The organism is Tamlana sedimenti, assembly GCF_038148895.1.
Lineage (GTDB): Bacteria > Bacteroidota > Bacteroidia > Flavobacteriales > Flavobacteriaceae > Tamlana.
The window spans coordinates 85338-107136 of the sequence record NZ_JBBVGQ010000001.1 but is presented as its reverse complement, the minus strand read 5'-3'; the positions used below and the strand labels follow the sequence as shown (position 1 = coordinate 107136).

Here is a 21799-nt window from a genome sequence, read left to right as displayed (position 1 = left end):
CATGTACATGTTTTTGAATAAAATGTCATGGTGGTTTTTATAAAAAAGGTCAATATTTGATATTACATAATCAATATGAGCTGTTCTAAATGAAAAATATTCAATCTATACCAGTAGTGCCTAAAAATATGATTTTGCCTTTTATTTTGGTCACGTCATTATTTGCATTATGGGGTTTTGCAAATGCGGTTACTGATCCAATGGTACAATCATTCAAGAAGGTTTTAGAACTATCCAATTCTCAAGCTGCATGGGTGCAAATGGCATTTTATGGGGGTTATTTTTGTATGGCTTTACCTGCGGCCATTTTTATGAGGAAGTATTCCTATAAAGTTGGAATTTTAATTGGATTGGGATTATACGCAATCGGTGCTTTACTATTTTATCCTGCAGCCATAACCGAGAAATTTTGGTTTTTTTGCCTTGGGCTTTATATTCTAACATTTGGGTTGGCATTTTTAGAGACAGCTGCAAATCCCTATGCTCTTGCTATGGGAGATAAAAGAACCGCGACACAACGACTAAATTTGGCCCAAGCATTTAATCCGCTAGGTTTAATAGCAGGTTTGTTTGTTGCACAGCAATTTGTCATGAAGAGACTACAATCTGACGACATAGAAAACTTTAGTTCTTTAAATGAAGCATCAAAGTTGTTGGTAAGAACATCAGATTTAATGGTTATACGAAGTCCCTACGTTATTTTGGGTTTGGTGATTACGGGAGTTTTTGTTCTGTTTTTGGTTTCTAGAATGCCACAATCTAAAGAAGAAGGGCACATGCCAAAAATTAGAGAGACCTTCCATGAACTTTTTAAAAATAGAATATATTTATTCGGGGTATTGGCACAAATAGCCCATACAGGGTGTCTCATTATGTGTTGGACATATATATATCTATATGCTGAAGCCATTGGCATAGATAGCGTTGCCGCCGGGTATTTTCAAATGGCAGCTTTTGTTGTTTTTACCTTGGGACGTGCTGTGGGCACTTATTTGTTGAAGTTTGTAAATTCAGGAACCTTGCTAATGGTTTTTGCGGTTATGGGTGTTTTTTTTACTGGTATAGCCATTTTTATTACAGGAATTATTGGATTATACAGTTTGGTTTGTGTTTCTTTTTGTATGTCATTAATGTTCCCAACAATTTATGGTATAGCTTTAGGACCATTAACAGAAGAACAATCAAAAGTTGGCTCTGCCGGTTTAATAATGGCCATTGTTGGTGGTGCTTTAATGCCTAAAGTTCAAGGAACAATAATAGATATTGGAGGTAGTGGTGTGTCAGACATAACCATATTAGGGGTGTCTGAGGTTAATTTCTCATTCTTTTTGCCTCTTTTATGTTTTTTGTATATCGCCATGTACGGTTTGAAAGTTAGTCGTTGAATTAATAAGTTTAAATCAAGCTTTTGCCCATTTTAAAATGGGTTAAAGCATATATTACATTAAATACAATATAAAATGAGTCGGAAAACAAATTACAATATTGTTATCGCAATTCTAACGGTAACAACATTGTTCAGTTGCAATAAAACAACAACAAAAGTAGTCATAAATAATCCTGTTGTAGATGGACACTTTGCAGATCCATCTATTGTTAAATATCAAGGTAAGTTTTATATATATGCAACGAGAGATCCTTGGGGAGGACAGGATTTGGCAGTTATGGAATCTCCCGATTTTAAAAATTGGAAACAAAAGCAAATACATTGGCCCACAAAAACATTGTGTGTTAGTCCAACATCAAATGATAGCCGTGTCTGGGCTCCGTCGGTCATTCAGGGAGCAGATGGCAAATTTTACATGTACGTGTCTGTAGGAAGTGAGATATGGGTTGGGGTTAGTAGCCATCCGTTAGGGCCATGGAAAAATGCAAAACCAGATAATACTCCTTTGATCGTAGGAAATATGTTTCCCGAGTATCATATGATTGATGCGGAAGCCTTTATTGATAGCGATGGTCAGGTTTATTTATATTGGGGATCTGGATTAAATTGGGTCAATGGTCATTGTTTTGTAGTAAAATTAAGGGAAGACATGATTAGCTTTAACAAAGAAGAAATAAAGGATATAACCCCGCCTAATTATTTTGAAGCGCCTATTATGTTAAAGAAAAGTGGAAAGTATTATTTAATGTATTCCGATGGGAAGTGTACTACCGAAACTTATAAAGTACGGTATGCCATTGGAGAAAGTCCTTACGGGCCTTGGATTGAGGGTGATAACAGTCCTATTTTAATCACATCAGAGGATAAAACTACTAGAGGTCCTGGGCATCATACTGTTTTTGAAGAAAACGGCCAAAATTACATTTTATACCATCGCATAACAGATAATATTACGGAGCTTTACAGGGAATTAGCTATTGATAGTTTGAATTTTAGCGATGATGGAAGGATAAAAAAAATTAAGCCTTCCGGCATTGTACTATCTCTAAAGTGATTCCATATTGAAGCAAAAGTAAACGAGATTGACATTTCATTTGCAAATTAAAGTAACCAAGTTTTAATTGCAAGGCTTAAAAGGATTTGATTTTTTCGTTTGAAAATGTCTGAATAAAAATCTGTTTTTAGTATATAAGGCTATATTAAAAAACATTTCAGCGTTTGTAGCTTATCACATTTGGTGAAAAGACTTCTACTCGCCACAAAGAAGTATCTCTATTCTTTATAATTGCCTGTTTTTTAGCCCTATAAAAAAATAGGAATTTTTAATGCTTCATCAAGTAAATTAAAGTTATTGTCACATCCATACGATGTGTTGATTTAATGGGGCCTATAAATTCAATTGGACAGAGTACAATATAGAAGAGCCTTATGACCATTGATCATAAGGCTCTAACAAAAAACTAAACTCAAATACTAAAAACCAGTTTTATTCATAACCAGGATTTTGTACCAATCCAGGGGTTGTTGCCAAGGGTCCTGGTGGAATTGCAAAAATCCTATGGTTTGGGTCTGTATCTGTTTTATCTGTCCAAGAATCTTCCCAAGTTCCAAAACGGATTTGATCTGTTCTTCTGTGGTACTCCCAATAGAATTCAAATCCACGCTCATTGTACACATCATTTAAATTTGCACTTGTTAAAGCGAAACTGGCACCTCCACGGGCTACTCTAACAGCATTAACGTCGGCTAATGCATCTCCACCCGATCCAGATCTTAATATGGCTTCGGCTCTCATTAGGTATATCTCTGCCAATCTAAATATAACTATATCTACTCCAGTATCATCTCTATTGGTGCCAATATCATCAATTCCCCATTTAGAAACCCTAACGCCTACAGATTGGTTTTCTGCAATTAAGCTAACCTCGCGCGTGTGGTTTGCCAGAGATTGGTCTCTTGTCCAAAGTTGTACAGGAACGATGTCGATGGTTTGGTCGGCATTTATAATTGGCGTTCCATTATCATTTTTAATACCGTATAATTGACCTTCTAAGAAACCGCGGTGTACTTTATATTGAGATAGCGGTATTGTGCCTTCTTGGTTAGGGTAACTAGCCTTAAAATATCTAGGGTCATTGGCTGAGTCCCAAGTGTCCAAGAAGTCAGGTAATGTGCAGCCTGCATCTGAACCTGTTAAGAAGTCACCGTCCGGAGAAAGGTAAATATATCCTCTAGAAAGTCCATTTGTAGTGTTTCTTGTGATGCTTCTGCCACCAATAACAACAGAATTTTTTTCATTTTTTACGGCCCAAATAATTTCTTTATGGTTTTCATTATCTGGATCGAATAGGCTAAAGTAGTCGTCAGTTTCCAAAGCATGTGTTCCACTATTAATTATCTCGGTGGTGAGGCTTATTACTTTTTGCATATCCTCATTGGCAAAATTGAAACTTGAGGCATAACGGTTTTCATAAACCGCTCTGTTTAAATAAACCCTGGCCAAAAGTGATTTCGCGGCATCTTGAGTGAAACGTACCGTGTTTTTACCTGTAGGTAGGTTGGGCATAGCAAATTCTAAGTTGGTAATAATTGTATTTACCGCATCTGCTCCGGTTAAAATCTGAGAATCAGCATTAAAATCAATGTTCTCGATGCCTCGATAAGGTACTTGTCCATATGCATCTAAAGCTACCCACATGAAATGCGATAACAAAGCTACAGCCTCTGCATGCTCTTGGGTACCTGTCTCCAAGAAATCTACCGCTAATGTGGCATTGGCCAATCCAGTTGTAACATGCTCCCAAGTTTCCCTGGTATAACGGTGTTCTGGTTTCCAATCATGCCTATGTAGTTCTTGAAATGTACCGCCATCAAACCAGTCACTTTGTCTCGTGGGGACCATGCCCTCATCAGCAGAAAAAGTTTGTAGGGCAAAAAACCATCTATGTCCATAAACCCTTCTCATAGAGTTATAAGCTGGCGCCAAGAGACTTAAGTCGTCTGCATCATTTAATAAGTCCTCTCCTCGGGCCTCATCAATTATTTTTTCCTCTATATCACATGACTGGTATCCAAGAATTGAAACCAACATGACAATTAGAATAATAAATTGTTTTTTCATATTTTATATTTTAATTTTTATTAATTAAATACTTTTCCAATTTTAGAATGAAAGGTCAAGCCCCAATATAATCGTTCTTGGACGTGGATAAGCTGAAAAATCTACACCGTAAGTATTCCCACCAGCCGTATTTACCTCAGGATCATACCCAGAGTAATCGGTTATAACGAAAAGGTTTTGTCCTGTTAAATATAGTCTCAAATTGTCAAGAAAGTATGCGTCTTGAATATTCCACCCCAACGTAGCATTGTTTAATCTTAAGAATGAACCATCTTCAATAAACCTTGACGAAGATACGGGTGCAACCAATGGGTTTTCGTTTACATCAAGGTAAGAACGATAAATATTGTTTCCATTTTGTGCTAAGGAAGCTGCGCTTGAATAAGCTCTAGCGGTATTGTTGAAAATATCCACACCACCTATACCATTAAAGTTCAACGCTAAGTCAAAGTTTTTATAGCTTGCGTTTATGTTGAAGCCATAAATAGTTTTAGGAAGTGCATCGCCAACAATCTCACGATTAGCAGATAAAATTTCATTGCCACTGGCATCAAACCCATCGAATCTATAAAGATAAAAAGACCCTGCAGATTCTCCGTTGGTAAAAATACTACTGAACTCACCAGATGCACCCGGACCAGAAATGCCTCCCACAAAGATATCGGTTTGTAAACCTTCAATTGTATTGTTCAAGAACGATATGTTACCTCCAAAGTCTAGAGAGAAATCTTCAGTTCTTAAAATGTTGGCATCAATACCAAATTCAATTCCTTTGTTAATAATTTCTGCATCAGAGTTTACGAAAACCGTATTAACCGAAGAAGGTGCGGCTGCCGAAACTTCTAAGAAAAGATCAGTAGTGGTTTTGTTAAAATAGTCCAATGTGCCACTAATTTTACCATTAAGTATACTCCAATCTAAACCTACATTAAATTGTTCTGTTACCTCCCATTTTAAATCTGGGTTTGGAGTTCGGCTAATGCCTAATCCATTTACAACTGTTGTGCCGTTAAATACAAAGCTGTTGTCAAATGAGATATTAAATGATGGTTGTGTAACTCTTACGGGAATTGCTTGATTACCAGTTTGTCCCCATCCAACTCTTAATTTTAAGTTGGAGAAAACATCAGAGTTTTTAAGGAACTCTTCTTCACTAATTTTCCACCCCAATGCAGCGGAAGGGAAATAGCCATATCTGTTGTTTTTACCAAACACAGAAGAACCATCTGCCCTAAGAGAGGCGGTTATTAAATATTTATCAAGGAAGCTTGCATTGGCTCTTCCAAAGAATGATTGTAATTTTCTTTCAGTATTACTTGAGCCAATAACAGCATTTCCTTGTGCAATACCTAAATTGAAAATTGGATCTATTTCGGTAGTACTGAAGTCATCTCTTCTAAACCTCACGTCTTTATTGTTAAAAACTTGATAAGAATGTCCTGCAAGTACATCAAAATTAAAAGTTTCATATTCCTTGGTATAGGTTAAATAATTCTCAATTAATTTATTGGAATCCTCTCTAGCGACAAGAGTTACCTGTTCGGTATCAATTGAACCACCATCAGCTGCATTGCTAAAAACCCTTAAATAACGATCAGTATCGGCACTTTCGTAAGCTAAATTTATCTTATAATCCAATCCCTCTAAAATGGTATAGGTTGCAGACAGGTTGGCCAAAAGCCTTTTGCTTTCAGCTCTATCGCGATACAGGTCAAAGAATGACACAGGGTTATCTGTAGCTCCAGTCCTGGTAACAACATTGCCATTGCTATCCCATGGTGCGGCTGTAGGATTGGCCCTCAAAGCAGATGTGATTAAGTTTCCATCTGAACTAGCAGATCCACCTGTGGCCTGACTTTCATCGGTTAAGTCGGCAGCGGTAAGGTTCAATTGTAATTTTAAACGGTCATCCAATGCAGAAGTACCTATGTTAATTCTTCCATTAACTTTTTCATGACCTGTTGTTCTGACCAGTCCTTCTTGGTCTAAGTAGCCTAAGGATACACTATAATTGGTTTTTTCGGATCCTCCCGAGAATCCAAAGTTGTAATTTTGTGTAATGGCTGTTTGGTATATTTCATCTTGCCAGTTTGTGTTGGCGTTAGCAGCATCAATATAGCTATTTGGGTCTCTGCCAACAATAGTTGCCAAACGCGCAGTTTGCTCACGGTATTCACTCGCACTTAGCAAATCAATTTCACGAGCAACATTAGCAAACCCAATCGATGAACCAAATGTAATTGTTGGTTTACCTTCTTTACCTTTCTTGGTTTGGATTATAACTACACCATTAGAAGCTCTGGTTCCGTAGATTGCAGTTGCAGATGCATCTTTTAATACAGTAATACTTTCTATGTCCTGAGGATTTAAAAAGTTTAAAGGGCTTCTTGATCTTGTGGCTCCTAGACCAGAAATGCCTTCTGTTCCTGAGGACCCGCCGTCGAGGGGAACTCCATCGACAACAAATAAAGGATTGCTATCGCCTCTAACTGTATTAACACCACGAATGTTAATGTCGATGGCGCTTCCGGGTTCACCTGACCCACTAGTTACATTAACACCAGAAATTTTACCTTGCAGCAATTGACCTGGAGAATTATTGATTCCCTTGTTGAAATCTGTAGCCCCAATAACTTTAACTGAACCTGTTAAATCTTTGCTTTTTACTTGTCCATAGCCAACCACAACTACTTCATCTAGTAAAGCAGAGTCTTCTTCAAGTTGGATTTGTATACTTGTGCGGCCATTTACAGGAACTTCGAGCGTTTTATAACCTAAAAAAGAAACCACCAAAGTTGCGTCTCCACTATCAACAGTAATCTGAAAATTACCATCAAAACTTGTTACGCTTCCATTAGATGTTCCTTTTTCAACAATACTTGCGCCGGGTAGGGGCACACCATTTTGATCTGTTACGCTGCCTGTAATCGCGAGATTCTGCCCATAAGCGGTTAACAGTGATCCAAGCATTAAGCAAATCATAAAGAAATTTTTCATCATAATTAATAAGTTTAGATTAGTTGTGGTAAAACTATTTACAACCTTCGCTTTTAATATGGATAATTATGTCAAAAACATGGATAAAAACTTCTGCATCTTTTGTCATGGCTAATATTATTAACCCAGATATACACAAGGTTTCCTTTCTAATGTAATTAAAATTTCATTTCGGGTTAGTATTAATTTTAGTGTAAATGTGTTAAGTTTAAAATCTTATCTTCTCTTTTTTTATACTATTTTCGTAACCAAATATTCCTTGTTGAGGATCTATTGGTTCTATTAAAATTTACAAGAGTTACTCTTTACATGGAATGCTTAAAGTTTTTAATAAATAGAAAACAATGAATTTATTTGACATATCAGACAAAGTAGCATTAGTTACTGGTGGCGGTGGTGCTCTAGGAGGAAGTATGGCAGAATATCTGTTGGAAAATGGTGCCATTGCAATTATTCTGCACTACAAACAAAAAACGGTTGATGAAACTGTTAAAAGGATGTCTGCTATTAGCAAAAAAGTGGATGGTTTTGTCTGTGATGTTACTGACCAAAAAAGTGTTGAAGAAGTTTCCAATGCTATAATTGATAAATATGGCAGGATAGATATTTTGATTAATGCGGCCGGTGGAAATATGCAGGGAGCAACCATTGGGCCAAATCAATCTTTTTTTGATGTCGATTTGAATGACTACCGAAAAGTTGTTGATTTAAATCTGTTTGGAAGTGTTATACCCTCTATTGTTTTTGGTAGGGAGATGGTAAAAAATAAAAAGGGTGTCATTGTTAATATATCTTCAGTAGCTGCTGATAGAGCTCTTACACGAGTTGCAGGATATTCCTCATCAAAAGCAGCTATTGACAATTTTACCAAGTGGTTATCAGTTGAGTTAGCTGCCAAATATGGAGACGGTTTGCGCGTAAACTCCATAACACCTGGATTTTTTATAGGAAACCAAAACAGGGATTTGTTGCTTAAAAATGATGGAACTTACACCGATCGAGGAAATACAATTATACAAAATACGCCAATGAAGCGTTTTGGAAAAGCTGATGAGCTTAATGGGGCATTGCATTATTTGTGCAGTGATGCTTCAAAATTTGTCACAGGAATTACCGTAACTGTTGACGGTGGATTCAGCGCTTTTAGTGGGGTTTAAATTTTATTTAAAAAATATGAAAGAAACATTTAGATGGTTTGGAGTATCAGATTCAGTCAAGTTATCTCACATCAAACAAGCTGGGGCTACTGGGGTTGTAACAGCATTACATCATATTGCCAATGGTGAAGTTTGGGAAGTTGAAGAAATTCTGAAAGTAAAGGAAGCAATTGAATCAAACGGTTTGGAATGGACCTTTATTGAAAGTATTCCAATCCATGAAAACATAAAACTACGTAAAGGGGATTATTTGCAGCGTATTGAAAATTATAAGCAAAGCCTCAAAAATGTCGCCACTTGTGGTGTAAAAAATGTTTGCTATAATTTTATGCCTGTTTTGGATTGGACACGTACGCAATTGTTTTGGAAACTTAATGACGGAAGCACCGCGCTTCGTTTCGATAAAGTTGAAATGGCCGTTTTTGAAAAGTTCATCATGAAACGGGAAGGTGTTGAAAAGGCCTATACTCCTGAAATTTTAGACCAAGCCAAAATTCGTTTTTCCGAAATGACTTCAGATGAAAAACAACAATTGGAAGATAATGTTTTAAAAGGTTTACCAGGTACGGTTGATGATTTAACCATTCCTGTTTTTAAAGACATGATTGCCCAATACGATAATTTATCGCATGCCGATTTAAAAGCCAATTTATCTTATTTTTTAAATGAAGTCATTCCCGTTTGCGAGGAACATGGTATTGTTATGGCCATTCATCCAGACGACCCACCAATCGATATCATGGGGCTGCCCAGAATTATAAAGTCGGAAAAGGATTTAGATGATTTAATTGGTTTCGTTGATAGCCCTTCAAATGGCATTACATTTTGTACAGGGTCTTTGGGTGCAAATCCAGATAATGATTTGCCTAAAATGATTAGAAAGTTTAGTGACCGTATTCATTTTTTACATTTACGGAATGTGAAACGTGAAGACGACGGTAGCTTTTTTGAAGATAATCACTTGGAGGGTTCGTCAGATATGTATGAGGTTGTTAAGGCGGTTTTGGATATTGAAAAGGAACGGGGAGTGCAATTGCCTATGCGCCCAGACCATGGGCATCAAATGTTGCAAGATTTAGATTCTAATAGCGCCTATGCGGGCTATACCGCTATTGGCCGATTACGGGGTTTAGCGGAAATACGAGGTTTGGCTATGGGTATTTCGCGTAGTTCATAAATCTACTAAGCATTTACTACATTTTTGGGTTTTCCGCTTAAAAATGCTTCTAAATTTTCAACGGTTGTTTGCATCAAGCGTATGCGTGCTTCTTTCGGTGCCCAAGCAATATGGGGCGTGATGATGCAATTCTTTGCACCTAATAATGGGTTGTCTTTTTCCATAGGCTCTTTTGAAATAACATCTAGTGCGGCTCCAGACAATTTGCCTTCATTTAGTGCATTGGTAAGGTCTGTTTCATTAATCAAAGGCCCACGGGATGTATTGATTATCATAGTGCCATCTTTCATTTTTGCAATGCTTCTGCTATTTATAAAACCTTCGGTTTCTTTGGTTAATGGGCAATGAAGACTTATAATGTCCGAAGTTCTTAACAATTCTTCTAGGGCGACAAAATTCAAAGTATCATTTTCAAATTCCGTGTAAACTGTTCTGTTGTAAACCTTAATCTTTAGACCAAAAACTTGGGCAATTTTAGCCATAGCTTTACCAATTTTTCCAAAACCAATAATGCCCAAAGTTTTTCCAGATAGTTCAATGAGCGGGTAATTCCAAAAGGAAAAATCTTTGCTTTTTACCCACTCTCCGTTTTTTACAGCTGTGTCATGCGCCCCAACATGATGGCACATTTCCAATAACAAAGCCATAGTAAATTGGGCGACAGCACTTGAGCTGTAGTCGGGAACGTTGGTTACAATAATATTGTTTTTTTTGGCAAATTCAATATCAACAACATTATAGCCTGTAGCTAAAACACCAATGTACTTCAAATTGGGCGTTTTTGCCAAAATTGAACCATTAAGTGGTGTTTTGTTGGTTAAAACAATTTCTGCGTCATCAATGTTGTTGATAATATCCTTGTCATTGTAGGGTGTTCTATCAAAAACCGTTAGGTCTCCGTATTGCTTGATGCTTTCCCAATTTAAGTCACCTGGATTAAGGGTGTAACCATCCAGTACCACTATTTTCATAAGTAGAATGCCAGTTTAAAATATAAAATTTGTAAGTGAAAATATTTATTTAACTCTATGGTATATTTCGCCGTAAATAGGGTTTCCTAGACTATCTCTTTCCGTTTGCATATAGGAATCATTGTCAATGAAGACAATGCTTAATCTGTGTATGCTATCTTTCTCCAGAACGTTAATCAAAGCTTCTGAGCCGTATACGGTACGTTCGGTTAACGTATCGTTTTTAAAGGTGTATTCTCCGCTTCCAAACCATTCAGATGGATGGTAAGTAGTAAACCTATTCCACATAAATTTTGTTTCGGAAAACATTTTCATCTGCATGAATTTTTCAGATGTCTTAATGGTATCCACAGAGCCGTCACCAGTATAATTAAGATAACTGGTCATTTCCCAAGTCCCTTTTATGGAAGGCTCATCTAATGCCTCCTCTATGGCTTTTTGGGTAGTAGATTCAGTGTCGTTTTTACATCCAATAAAAAATAATGATAATGCCAGAACAAAGAATAGATTTTTTCTCATGACTTGTTTAGTTTGTTGATTACATCAAATAAATTTACAAAAAAAAACAACATTAAATTTTATCACCATAGATTTTAAATATTTGATCATAGTAAAGTGTTAATAACTTATAGGTAAGGTTTTGATCAAAAATTCTACTTTTGTTGTTCTAAAATGAAATGATTATGTCTAATGATATCGAAAGAGTAAAATGTCTCATTATAGGATCGGGGCCTGCTGGTTATACGGCTGCAATTTATGCGGCAAGAGCCAATATGAGTCCTGTTTTGTATCAGGGTTCACAGCCAGGGGGACAATTAACCACGACTAATGAGGTTGAAAATTTTCCAGGTTACCCTGATGGTATTACTGGTCCAGAAATGATGATGCAATTACAAGCCCAAGCGCAACGTTTTAAAACAGATGTGCGAGACGGATGGATTACCAAAGTTGATTTTTCCGGTGATTTACACAAAGTTTGGGTTAATGGCGAAAAGGAAATTCATGCTGATACTGTGATAATTTCTACAGGTGCTTCCGCAAAGTATTTAGGTTTGGATTCTGAGCAAAAATATTTGAAATTAGGTGGAGGTGTTTCTGCCTGTGCTGTTTGCGATGGGTTTTTCTATAGAAATCAAGAAGTGGTTATTGTAGGCGCTGGAGATTCTGCTTGCGAAGAGGCACATTACTTATCAAAACTTTGTAAAAAAGTAACCATGTTGGTAAGACGCGATGAGTTTAGGGCATCCAAGATTATGGAAGCGCGTGTTAAAAACACTAAGAATATTGAGATTTTGTTTAATACTGAAACTGATGAGGTTTTAGGCGACGGACAAGTGGTTACAGGCGTAAGGGTCTTTAACAACAAAACCAATGAAAAACACGAAATTCCAGCAACTGGCTTTTTTGTGGCCATTGGGCATAAACCAAATACTGATATCTTCAAAGGTTATTTAGATTTGGATGAAACAGGATATATTATAAATGTTCCAGGAACGTCAAAAACCAATGTGGAAGGCGTTTTTGTTTCTGGTGATGCTGCCGACCATGTTTATCGTCAAGCCGTGACAGCTGCGGGAACAGGTTGTATGGCTGCATTAGATGCAGAACGCTATTTGGCAGCCAAGGATTCCACTTTTGAAGTGTCAACATCTACTTATAACTAGGTAAATAAATAATTGAGTTAAATAAAACCGAAGCGAAAGCTTCGGTTTTATTTTTTCGGAATATATTTTTAAAATATGTTTAAAATTGTTTTCTTTGAACCCCAATTTTAAACGGGATGTGGCGCAGTCCGGTTAGCGTACACGGCTGGGGGCCGTGTGGTCGCAGGTTCAAATCCTGTCATCCCGACATCTGTATCGTAAGATACCTTCTAAAAGCTTATTGAATGAATCGTAACAGTAATTTTTTTTTACTTATTTCATTTAATAAGCTTTCTTATTTTAAAAAAGCCTTTTTGGTCATACATTTTTACCTAGCATTTTATAGATTTTAATTAAGACTAACTACAAAAGAATACCCAGAAAAACTTAAGGTTTAAAAAAATATTTAATTTTTTTTCTTGAAGTTGTCACCCACTTATTAAATTTATTCGTCCTGTTAGTATAACGTTCTAATCAATCTGTAATAAGAAACAGATTAAAACATATTAATTAACTAAAACTTCAATTATGAAAAAACAATTACTTTCATGCTTGGCATTGGCTTTAGCTCTTACTGCTGGTGCACAAATTACCCTAGTAAAAGATATTAATGATGGGTCTTCAGATTCAAACCCAAACGACTCGTATACTTTTAACGGTAAAACTTACTTTCAGGCTGATGATAGCTCAGGAGTTAACACTGGTGGTGTAGATTTCGGTGACGAACTTTGGGTTACCGATGGTACAACAGGTGGAACTATGCTGTTTAAAAATATAAGAGGAACTGAGGATACAGGCGGTGGATCAACAAGCTCTCAACCGGAAGGTTTTTTTGAATATAATGGTTCTTTGTATCTCAGTGCGACCACAGATGCTGGAGGTCAATTATTCAAACTTAATGCTACCGAAGATGACTTAGAAGAAGTTACTGGTGTTCCTGGCTTCAATAATTCTTGTGAACTGGGCGGTTTAATCTATTTTGTTTACGCACAAGGTCCTGGTTTGGATAATGTTCTGTATGTTTTTGATGGCACTGGTGCTTCTGCTGTAACCAACAATAGTGTTGGTACATTGGGTACAGAGCATATAAGTAGCAATACCTCTGCTATTTCATCTTCTTATATAACTGCATATAATGGTAAAGTGTATTTTTATGGTATAATGTCTATAGATGCTGCCAAAGATGCTACTGATCCAACACAAATTGGTTACGAACTTTACAGTTACGATCCTGCCTCTGGTATGTTTGAATTGGTAAAAGATATTATGCCAGGATTAAACACTACAGGTTCAGGCCCAGGTAATAGCGGTGTGAATAACCTTAATGTGCTTAATGGGAAACTATATTTTAAAGCTGAAACTTCTGGATATTTATATGAATCTGATGGTACAGAAGGCGGAACTATACCTGTTGCGGCAGCTACAACTGCAGGTGTAGATGGTTGTTTGTCTTTTTATGTTTGGAACGATAAAATTTATTTTGAAGGCGATGCTGATGGAAGTGACCAACTTTGGGTTTTTGACCCTGTTGCAGATACAGTAACCCAAGTTAGTAACGTTACAGGTTACAGTTCACACGACCCAAGATATTACACTGGTGTTGGTGCCGATTTATTTTATGTAGGTAGAAATGGTGTTAATAACACGGATTGGCATATTTACAGATTGAAAAATGGAACAGATTGGTCATACATTGATGCTACTGATGATCTTGATTGCGAGTGGTTGTTCGAGTTAAACGGAAAACTGTATTTTGAAGGTGATGATGACGGGTCAGCCAATGCATATGGTACTGAATTGTATGAGTTGGATCCAACAACACTTTCAGCTTCTGATGTGAGACTTAAAGGTATTGCCGCCGCATATCCTAACCCTGCAAAAGACTATATTACTGTAGATAAATCATTGGTAAACGGTGCTTACAGTATTTACGATGTTACAGGAAAAGCTGTTAAACAAGGAGTGCTTCAATCCCAAAAAATCAATTTAAACTTGAATACTGGGTTCTATATATTTAAAGCCCAAACAGATTCTGGTTTCTATACACAAAAGCTTATCGTGAAATAAGTTAACTTGTTATAAATTTTAAAAAAGCCACTTATAATTATAGGTGGCTTTTTTTATATGATTATCCTAATTTTTAATATTCTAAATTTTTATATTCAAAAAATAACATAGCGTATTATGGTGAATTTTTAAATTTTCTTTTAATAATTCATTAAATAATGGTTTTTGTTCAAAAGTTTACAAAATATGTTATATTCTCTATAACTTTGTTGAATACTCAGTTGGCTTAAAATCAAATTAAGCAAACTCCCTGGGGATTGTGTGATAATGAAAGTATCTGGTAAAACCATTCAATATAATAGCTTAGAGTTCAAGGGCATTTTTGAGCGTCTTTTTCCTCATATGTGTGTACTTGGTTCCCGGATTTTAGGAAGCGATGACAAAGGAAAAGATGTGGCCCAAGAAGCCTTTGTTAAATTATGGCAAAGGGATAACGAAGATTTTAATAGTGAAAGGGCACTTCAAGCTTATCTTTACGTTTTAGTGAAAAATGCCTGCATCAGTCAGCTTCGAAAAGATAAAAAATACAATAGCACAACTTTGGACGAAGGTCTTACCGTCAGCCAACAGTCCGTTTTAAACGAAATATTAAGAGAAGAAACGTACAAGCTATTGTACGATGCTATAAAGGAACTCTCACCCCAAGCTGAAGAAGTTGTAAATTTAGCACTAAAGGGCTATACCAATCAGAACATCGCAGACGAACTGGATATCACTATCAATTCAGTAAAAACAGTAAAGAAGCGGGCTTATTCAAAACTTAGAAAAACGCTTGGAAGCCAATTTGTTACCATATTGCTAACAAATTTCATTCAATTTTTTTAGAGATTTTTAACAAACCTGTCACCCTTTGTAGTAAAAGTTGCGTCCTTATTATGTACAACGTTCTAGTTTGTTGTAATTTAATGGTAAAATGGAAGAAATAAACAATCAAATAAAAAATTCAGAACTTTTAGCAGGCAAAGTGTTGGGCTCTTTAAACGAAGCCGAGCAAAAAACGTTACATGAATGGGAGCAAATGCCTGGTAACAGGAAACTCGCCGAAGATATTCTGAATCCAGAGGCTTTTACGGCCTGGAAATACAAACTCAGGCAGGTTGACACCGAAAAGGAATGGAAATCTTTTTTAGCGCATATGGAGGGCTCTACTGATAACCGCGCTAAAGTTATAAGATTAAAAGTAGTAAAATGGGCGGTGTCAGTAGCAGCAATATTCATATTGGGTATTGCAGTGTTCTCTTTATATGAATATTCAAATCCAGAAAATAATTATCAAACCGTTGAGGCGTCAACCATTGCGCCTGGTTCTTCAAATGCAGAATTGGTATTGTCTGATGGGGCAGTTGTGAACTTAGAACAAGCTTCAAAGAACAAAATTAATGAAGGTGAGGTTCTTGCTGAAAATAACGATGGTGTTCTTCAGTATACCAATTCAAAAGAACAAAAGGAAATAGTCAGCAAAACAAATACGCTAAAAGTGCCTAGAGGTGGCGAGTATCAATTGGTACTTTCAGACGGCACAAAAGTGTGGTTAAATTCTGAAACCGAATTAACCTATTCTGTTCCTTTTGTTGGTAAAGAAAGAAGGGTAAGCTTAAAGGGTGAAGCTTATTTTGATGTTGCTCCGAATAAAGATATGCCTTTTATTGTGGCTTCAGAAAATCAAGAAATACGAGTGTTGGGTACTGAATTTAATGTATCGGCATACCCAAGTGACGCCAATGTGGTGTCTACCTTGGTGGAAGGAAAAGTTCAAGTTCGTAGTACACAAGCCGGGCATTTGGAATTCTTATCACCAAACCAACAATCTATCTTCAATAAAACTTCGGGGAATATGAACAAGCGTACTGTTGATGTTTATCCTTACATAGCTTGGAAAGATGGGCGTTTCGTACTAAATAACGTAACGTTGGAAGATTTTCTGTCTAAAATGTCCAGATGGTATAATGTTGAAGTTGTTTTTAATGATGAAAGCTTAAAAAGCATTAAGTTCTCTGGAGATCTTCCAAGATATAATGATATGACCAGTATTTTAAAAATTATTGAAGCAGAAATGTCCGTGAACATAAAAGTAGAGGATAACAAGAAAATACATGTGTTTAAATAATCTTGCCGTCTGCCAGATTAAGTTGTATATCAAAAGAAAATTACTAACCTCTTTTCTGTTATTTGAAAAGACACATAAGAATAAAATAAATATGAGATTGTCAATTGTTTTTATGATGACCGCTATGCTGAGTTTAAATGCAAAAGCGTATTCTCAATCTAAATTTGTAAAGATAAATTTAACCAATGTGAGCTTTTCGGAGTTGTTTGAAGTTATCAGGCAACAAACAGATTACAGTTTTTTCTTCAATGATGAAAAAATAGCCGAACTGGATAAAATCTCTGTAAACAAGGAAAGGGTCACCGTAAAAGATTTGCTGGATGAGATTCTAGCCGGAACCAATTTGTCCTATAAATTAGTTGACGGTGTTGTGGTTATAGTAGAAGACGGTAAGGTTGTTGAAACCCAAACCTTAATTATATCAGGAAGCGTAGTTGATGCAACAACAAACGAACCTATTCCTGGAGTAAACGTATTGTTGAAAGGAAGTAGGTTAGGCTCGACCACAGATTTTGATGGCAATTTTACCATTAAACTTCCTGGGAATGAAGCCATTTTAATATTTTCTTATTTAGGTTACAAAACGCAGGAGATAAAGGTTAATAAAACCATGGAGCTTCATGTTAAAATGGAAGTTGAAAACCTAGGTTTGGATGAAATTGTCATAACAGGTTATCAAACTATAGATAAGCGCGAGCTAACCAGTTCCATTGCTTCAGTAAGTGCCGAGGACTTAGATATTGTTAGCGCGGTAAGTGTTGATAAAATGCTTGAAGGTAAAGCAACAGGTTTGATGATTACAAATTTAAGTTCAACTCCTGGTGCCGCCGCAAAAATACGTGTTCGTAACGGAAGTACTTTTACGGGAAACCAAAGTCCGTTGTGGGTTGTTGACGGTGTTATTTATGAAGACCCGGTGCCTTTAAATGCAGAGGATATCAATAGCTTTGACAATGTAAATATAATTGGTAACGCGCTTACTGGAATTAACCCTTCAGATATTGCCAAAATAGATATCTTAAAAGACGCATCGGCTACGGCTATTTATGGTACACGAGCTGCTAATGGGGTTATTGTAATCACTACAAAAAGAGGTAAAGAGGGAAAACCTGTTATGAGTTACTCAAACGGTTTGAGCTTTGTGCAGGCGCCTGCATATTCCGATATGAACTTAATGAATTCAAAAGAGCGAATTGATGTTTCGCGCGAAATGTACCAACGTAATTTAGGATACAGCCAATCTTACGATAATATTGACAGATTGGGTTACGAAGGCGCCTTGTTGAATTTATGGGACGGTACATGCAATTTTCAGCAATTTCAAAATCAAGTAAGTTATTTGGAGTCCTTAAATAGTGATTGGTTTGGGGCTTTATATCGCAATTCATTTAGTCAAAGACATTCACTAAGTGCATCTGGTGGTGGTGAAAATGCTAAATATTATTTTTCACTCGGGTATGACGACCAAAAAGGAACCGAGCAAAATGTAGATTTAAACCGTATTACAGCGCGTTCAAATCTTGATTTAGACGTTCGAGATAATGTTTTAGTGTCCTTCAGAATTAATGGATCTATTCAAAAAGGGGCCTATAACCATACTTCTGTGAACCTATTCAATCAAGCTTATTACACAAGTAGAACAATTCCTATTTATGACCAAAATGGAAATTATTTTAAGCAAAGCCAGCGCATACTTTCAGATGCCAATGGTATAGCTTATGCCGGTTATAATGTTTTGAACGAAATGGCCAATTCAGAGCGTAATATTACCAATAAAGACTTTTCGATTACGGGTTCTTTACGTTGGGATTTCTTAGACCATTTTAGATTTACAACACAAGCCAGTTACAGAAATACAACAAACTTAACCGAAGAGTGGATTACGGAAGACACCTTTTATGCGGCACAACTTCGTACCTTCGATGCTTTCGAGGATTTAATTGAAAGTCGAGTGAACTTAGGGAGCACACTTCCATTTGGTGGCGTATATTCTGGCGGTATGGTAAGCCAAGATACTTATGCCATAACCAATCAATTAAATTATAACTTAAGGGTTAATAACCATTCCTTTAACTTAAATCTAGGTCAAGAAGCCCGTTCCATCAATTATTGGGGGGCTACTGGTTTTACAGTTCCAGGTTATAACCATTATCAAGGTAGAGGGTTTGTTGCTTTGCCTAGAGTGTCTCCCATACCAAGTGATAATGGAACTATTTTGGATTTCGATTCGTACGATTATGATGCCATGATTAACTGGTTAACTGTATCGGGGAACAATAATGTTTATCCGAATATCACCGATAGAGTACAAAATTTCATGTCGTATTTCGGTATTTTCAATTATGTGTATGATAATCGATATGTTCTTAATTTCAACATGAGAAGTGATGGTTCCAATGCTTTTGGGCAATATGAGCGGTATAAATTTAAACCTACGTGGTCCGTTTCTGGGCGTTGGAATATCCACAACGAAAATTTCATGGTAAATTCAGAAGCTATTGATGAGTTGGCTCTCAGGGCGTCCTTTGGAGTAAGAGGCACCATGCCTAATGCCAGTCCTTATTTGATTATTACCAATTATGGTAGAAACGATGTAGTTTATTATCCTGAAAATACGGCAAGTTTAAGTGAATTTCCTAATGCGAATTTACGCTGGGAAAAAACCGAAACCACCAACTTAGGGCTAAACTACAGTCTGCTTCAAGGAAGAATTAGTGGCGCATTGGATTTTTCATATTCAAAAAGTACTGATTTATTGCAGGGTAGACCGGTGTCATTGGTTAATGGTAATGCGGTGCAAATGTTCAATTCGGGTAGTAAGGACGTAAGCAACTATGAGTTTTCTATACGAACCATAAATGTTAAGAACAAAAATGTATCGTGGAGCACGCATTTTAATTTTTCTTATGCAAGGGATAGAGTATTGAAAGGCTTTGAAGATGGTGCTGTAGCAGGCTTAACGGTTAGCAATTATCTACAAGGTAATATTTACCGAGCAGGGTTTCCAACCAATGGTTTTTTCTCTTATAAATTTGCCGGACTAAACGAACAAGGCTTACCGACATTTGAGCATCTGGTAGAAGAAAACATGACCGCTGAAGAGCAATTACAAGCGGCATTGGTTTATCAAGGCAGTAGGGTACCGCTATATTATGGTGGTTTTGGAACCCAAATAAGGTCTGGAAATTTTACATTATCAGCTAATTTTACTTATAAATTAGGGTATAAAACTAGATTACTGAGCTTGTATAACGGCAACCAAAATTTACCATTGCCCTATGAAAATATGAGCTCTGAGTTTAATAACCGATGGAGGCAATCTGGCGATGAGGCTCTTACCGATATTCCAACGCTTTCAAATTACAATCAAACATTTACATCAAACCCGACTGCCGACGGACTTAATACTGTTTATGTAACGAATTTCAGAAATGTAGTGCCTCAAGGTAGAAACGCTTGGTGGATGTATGATAACAGTGATGCCAGGGTTGTAAGTGCGAGTCATTTCCGATTCCAATCGTTAACACTATCCTATAATGTGCCAAAAGAATTTGCTGAAACCATTGGCATAAACAATATGAACATAGGCTTACAAGGAAGTAACCTGTCTTACTTTGCCTTTGACAGGAATTTAAGGGGTCAAGATCCTGAACAGGTTAATGGTATTGGCTTGCCAACCTCCCCAACCTATAGTTTAAGTGTAAATATGAGTTTCTAAAAAAGATGAAGATGAAAAAATTGATATACATACTGCTGTTGGTTCCATTTGTTGGATGCAGTGATTTTTTAGATGAGGTTGATCAGGATAAATTGATTCCTGAAAAAACGGACCATTATTCAGCACTTTTGCTTAAAGAGTTTAACGGTCAGTACCCAATTTTTAGGACGGTTGATTATATGACGGATAATGTTACCGAAGATCCCAAAGCCTTTACTTCTGTAAAATTTCCTGTTAAAACAACTTATGCTTGGCAACGCGAAATAGAGATTGATGAAGATGGCAATAGGGTTAATAACATCAATAATGCATGGGAACAAATGTATGAGGATGTAGCCATTGCCAATTATGTAATTGAACTTGTGGACGGAGCCATAGGTGACGAAGAGGAAATAGAATATATAAAAGGAGAAGCATATTTTATCAGAGCCCTTAGTTACTTTAATCTGCTTAATTTATACGGTCCGCCTTACGATGCCTCAAGTGCCAATCAAGATTTAGGCGTTCCCATTAGGGATAATATTGGGGTGGAATTGAGTTACACTAGAAATACAGTTGCAGAATGCTATGCTTTTATCGAGCAAGATATTGAAACAGCAACAAGCCTTATTGCCAAGAGCGGTGTTGAAAAAACAATTTGGCATCCTAATACGGCTACGTGTAATTTATTAATGTCCAGAGTTAAATTGTACCAAAAAAAATGGGATGAAGCCATACAATATGCCAATGAAGTAATGGGAGTAGCTGGATTATCAAAAATTTCTGCAGACTTTCCATTTATTACCGAAAACAATTCCGAGGTTTTATATTCATACTACACAACAAACCCAGTGTTTGGTCTGTATTCTATCGGTACATCATTAAGAGAGGTGTTTTACAGGGCAAATCAAGAATTGGTTGGCCTGTATGATGATGAAGATATTAGAAAAGAAGCCTTCTTTTTGCGTGTTTCAGACGGTACAGGAAACTTTTATTACCGGACAAAAAAATATCAAACAGGTTTATATACCAATTTAGGATTTGCCAATTTTAGGGTAGCGGAGGCCTACCTTAACAGGGCAGAGGCTTATGCTAAAAAGGGAGAGGTTGCAAATGCCATCAATGATATTAAAGCATTACACGGCAAGCGTTATTCTGATGCTTCCCAAGTGGCATATCCATCAACTGATGCTGAGGTGCTAAATTTTGTTTTGGAGGAACGGAGAAAAGAACTGTGCTTTGAAGACCACCACAGATGGTTCGACCTGCGTAGAATGGAAAACCGTCCAGAAATAAAACACGAGTTTACATTAATTGAAGACAATGGAGCAAAATTAGGTAAGGAAATTTTTACCCTGTTGTCCAACGACATAAATTATACTTTGCCACTTCCGCTTAAGGAAAGAGAGAACAATCCGGTCATTAGAAATAATGAACGTTATGAAAAGATACCAATAATTGAATAATAGGCTAAT

The 21799-nt window shown here is 36.7% G+C and carries 14 protein-coding genes and 1 tRNA gene; 11 read left to right on the top strand and 4 right to left on the bottom strand.

Features of this window, described 5'->3' with window-relative positions:
* Positions 1-89 precede the first annotated feature (89 nt).
* Positions 90-1385, top strand: coding sequence for an L-fucose:H+ symporter permease (fucP, locus tag WJN01_RS00495; protein ID WP_445195213.1), 1296 nt, complete (start codon positions 90-92; stop codon positions 1383-1385).
* A 75-nt stretch (positions 1386-1460) separates the two neighbouring features.
* A complete protein-coding gene (locus WJN01_RS00490) occupies positions 1461-2441 on the top strand; it encodes a family 43 glycosylhydrolase (protein WP_445195212.1) in 981 nt (326 codons plus the stop codon).
* Between the two features lie 432 nt (positions 2442-2873).
* Here WJN01_RS00490 and WJN01_RS00485 read toward each other — a convergent pair whose 3' ends face one another.
* Positions 2874-4508: a RagB/SusD family nutrient uptake outer membrane protein gene (locus WJN01_RS00485; protein WP_445195211.1), complete on the bottom strand. Its 1635-nt coding sequence runs from the start codon at positions 4506-4508 to the stop codon at positions 2874-2876.
* Between the two features lie 42 nt (positions 4509-4550).
* A complete protein-coding gene (locus WJN01_RS00480; RefSeq protein WP_445195210.1) occupies positions 4551-7508 on the bottom strand; it encodes a SusC/RagA family TonB-linked outer membrane protein in 2958 nt (985 codons plus the stop codon).
* A gap of 341 nt (positions 7509-7849) precedes the next feature.
* On the opposite strand from WJN01_RS00480, the gene WJN01_RS00475 reads away from it, so the two are divergent.
* Both WJN01_RS00475 and uxuA read left to right on the top strand, forming a co-directional pair.
* A complete protein-coding gene (locus WJN01_RS00475) occupies positions 7850-8662 on the top strand; it encodes an SDR family NAD(P)-dependent oxidoreductase (RefSeq protein WP_445195209.1) in 813 nt (270 codons plus the stop codon).
* Positions 8663-8678: 16 nt separating this feature from the next.
* Positions 8679-9839: a mannonate dehydratase gene (gene uxuA, locus WJN01_RS00470; RefSeq protein ID WP_445195208.1), complete on the top strand. Its 1161-nt coding sequence runs from the start codon at positions 8679-8681 to the stop codon at positions 9837-9839.
* A 5-nt stretch (positions 9840-9844) separates the two neighbouring features.
* Here uxuA and WJN01_RS00465 read toward each other — a convergent pair whose 3' ends face one another.
* Positions 9845-10810, bottom strand: a complete 966-nt coding sequence (locus WJN01_RS00465; protein WP_445195207.1) for a D-2-hydroxyacid dehydrogenase — start codon at positions 10808-10810, stop codon at positions 9845-9847.
* 45 nt (positions 10811-10855) lie between these two features.
* Positions 10856-11329, bottom strand: a complete 474-nt coding sequence (locus WJN01_RS00460) for a hypothetical protein (RefSeq protein ID WP_445195206.1) — start codon at positions 11327-11329, stop codon at positions 10856-10858.
* Between the two features lie 164 nt (positions 11330-11493).
* Between WJN01_RS00460 and trxB the strand changes: the two genes are divergently transcribed.
* The 7 genes from trxB to WJN01_RS00425 all read left to right on the top strand — a co-directional run bounded on the left by trxB (position 11494) and on the right by WJN01_RS00425 (position 21790).
* Positions 11494-12474, top strand: a complete 981-nt coding sequence (gene trxB, locus WJN01_RS00455) for a thioredoxin-disulfide reductase (RefSeq protein ID WP_445195205.1) — start codon at positions 11494-11496, stop codon at positions 12472-12474.
* 112 nt (positions 12475-12586) lie between these two features.
* Positions 12587-12661 (top strand) — tRNA-Pro (locus WJN01_RS00450).
* A gap of 320 nt (positions 12662-12981) precedes the next feature.
* Positions 12982-14520, top strand: a complete 1539-nt coding sequence (locus tag WJN01_RS00445; RefSeq protein ID WP_445195204.1) for a T9SS type A sorting domain-containing protein — start codon at positions 12982-12984, stop codon at positions 14518-14520.
* Between the two features lie 267 nt (positions 14521-14787).
* A complete protein-coding gene (locus tag WJN01_RS00440; protein WP_445196283.1) occupies positions 14788-15345 on the top strand; it encodes an RNA polymerase sigma factor in 558 nt (185 codons plus the stop codon).
* Positions 15346-15433: 88 nt separating this feature from the next.
* Positions 15434-16627, top strand: coding sequence for a FecR family protein (locus tag WJN01_RS00435; protein ID WP_445195203.1), 1194 nt, complete (start codon positions 15434-15436; stop codon positions 16625-16627).
* Positions 16628-16718: 91 nt separating this feature from the next.
* Positions 16719-20345: a SusC/RagA family TonB-linked outer membrane protein gene (locus WJN01_RS00430; protein ID WP_445195202.1), complete on the top strand. Its 3627-nt coding sequence runs from the start codon at positions 16719-16721 to the stop codon at positions 20343-20345.
* A gap of 11 nt (positions 20346-20356) precedes the next feature.
* On the top strand, positions 20357-21790 hold the full coding sequence (locus tag WJN01_RS00425; RefSeq protein WP_445195201.1) for a RagB/SusD family nutrient uptake outer membrane protein: 1434 nt from the start codon (positions 20357-20359) through the stop codon (positions 21788-21790).
* The last annotated feature ends 9 nt before the right edge of the window (positions 21791-21799 follow it).